This is a genomic window from Staphylococcus croceilyticus, from assembly GCF_002902575.1.
GTDB lineage: Bacteria > Bacillota > Bacilli > Staphylococcales > Staphylococcaceae > Staphylococcus > Staphylococcus croceilyticus.
Genome location: NZ_PPRD01000100.1, coordinates 1 through 2,427, shown reverse-complemented (window position 1 = coordinate 2,427; position 2,427 = coordinate 1). Strand labels below are relative to the sequence as shown.

Sequence of the window (2,427 nt, the reverse complement as noted above, 5' to 3'; positions counted from 1 at the left end):
ACCTATTCCAAATCAATTAAATTTAATTATTGATTATTTAAAATATGATGAAATTATTAAAGAAAAAGAAGGAAATATTTATATTACAAATCTAGGTGCAATTTTATTAGCTAAAAACTTAGATGATTTTAAACATCTAAAAAGAAAAGCTCCCCGAGTTATTAAATATAAAGGTAATAATAAAATTGAAACTATTAGTGAGCAAGTAGGGGTAAAAGGGTACGCTAGTGGTTTTAAAGGACTTATAAAGTATATAAATAATTTATTGCCAAGTAATGAGGTTATAGGCGAAGTCTTTAGAACTACTGTTACAATGTATCCTGAATTAGCTATAAGAGAGTTAGTAGCTAATGCTCTCATTCATCAAGATTTAACTATAGGTGGAACTGGACCAGTAATTGAAATTTTTGATAATAGAATAGAAATAGTTAATCCAGGAACTCCTTTAATTAAGGTCGAAAGATTTCTAGATTCCCCTCCAAAATCAAGAAATGAAATTTTAGCCTCCTTATTAAGAAGAATGGGAATTTGTGAAGAACGTGGTACTGGTATTGATAAAGTAATATCTGAAACAGAAAAATATCAACTACCTGCACCTAAAATAACTTTATATGATGAATTTATAAAGGTTACTTTAAATGCTTACAAAAATATTAATGATATGACTAAAGATGAAAAAATACTAGCAACATACATGCATGCATGTTTAAAATATGTTGAGAGCGAAAATATAACAAATCAGTCACTCAGAACAAGATTTGGCTTAGACGATAAAAAAATCTCTGTTATTTCAAGAATTATAAAAGATGCAGTTACTGAGGGATATATCAAGCCAGTAGATCCTGATACCTCACCAAGACATATGAAATATATACCTTATTGGGCATAATTTTTATTTGCACGTTACTTGCACTTTATTTTCAATGTCTACTTTTTATGAACAAAAAATATGGTTGAAACCCTTATCTTTAAGGTTTTAATCCATATTTTTTATTCAATGTTTATTTGCACGTTATTTTCTCATTGATGTTAAAGAATTGCTAAAACCTTATATCTAAATGCTTTTTAACTTGTTTTTTACTTTCATCTACTTTGCTATAAATTTAAAATTAATAAATACTTCTCTAGTTAATCTTTCAATTTTAAGAAAATTTACCGTATAAAACTAGCTTTTATTATCCTCAAACATGTTGAACGAGATTATTTTAAAAAACTATACTAACGACCAGGAGACCCACATACATGAGTAGCAACCTTCTTTTACATGAACATATTACTTCTGCACCAACACGAAACATCAACTATGTGATTTTGCTTTTTTCACTAACTAATGAATTAACTATTTCTATAAATGGAGAAAGTAAAGATTTACAAAATCACATTGCGATTATTAATCAAGGTGATTTATATCAAATAAAAATAGCTAAAAATTTAATAGAACTTAAAATTCCTGTCGCATACTTTTATTTAGAGGATAATACGTTCTTTAATTGTTATTTTGACCGTCACCTTTTACAATCTAACCGCTTCATTAAATCCATCATTTTGCAAAGTATTACTCACTTTTCAAATAACGAATCTCAAGATGAAAAGGCAATTTCAAAAATTATTCAAACACTTTATAAAGAAGCTGTAGTTAGAAATGAAACCAGCTACATTCCTAAAATGTCGGTAGATCATCAAATACTATCGAATATTTTGTTATTTATAAATGAAAATATAACAACTAATATTTCTCTACAAGATTTAGCTCAATATGCCGTTATTTCTGAGTCTTACTGTTCAAATTTATTTGTTCGCTATTTAAATATGAACTTCAAAGATTTTTATACAAGCTTAAAGATTATACATGCCTTAAATTTACTATTAACTACAAATCAATCTATCACAACAATATCTGAATTATCAGGTTTTAGTAGTCATACTAATTTTACAAATCAATTTAAGAAATATCTGGACTTTAGTCCTAAACAATTTCGTTCAAAATTAAATGATTTACAACCTATGCCTAAAATCAAATTTAGACACCATATAGAAGAAAAGCATTTAGAATTAATTTCAGAGTTTGAATTTACTGACCATTTAACTTCTGAAACAACTTATGTCGATATTCACAATATTCAAACCCAAACTCAGACTAAATCCTCGAAAGCGTTTATTCATTTTCAAAATACAAACGAATTATTTCAATTTGTATTTAATGATTTTTATAACATTGAACTATCCTATTTACCTAATTCCGCTATATTGATTAATGATATCAGTGACATCCTTGGTCAACAAATCAATTTTAATTTACTTAACAGATGTTTTGAAAAGCTTTTTGAAAAGAAAATTAGTCTAGCAGTTACCATTAAAAATAAAGCTGAATTCAAAGAAATTTATCGTTTGATTATTTCATTTATACATAATAATCAGGATTATAAA

Annotated in this window: 2 protein-coding genes; both read left to right on the top strand. The window is 26.6% G+C overall.

From position 1 onward, the window contains the following. Positions 1-889 (top strand): ATP-binding protein (locus tag CD128_RS10550; protein ID WP_331813075.1); only part of this gene is annotated, 889 nt, incomplete at its 5' end. 353 nt (positions 890-1,242) lie between these two features. Then, positions 1,243-2,427 (top strand): AraC family transcriptional regulator Rsp (gene rsp / locus CD128_RS10545; protein WP_231917307.1); only part of this gene is annotated, 1,185 nt, incomplete at its 3' end.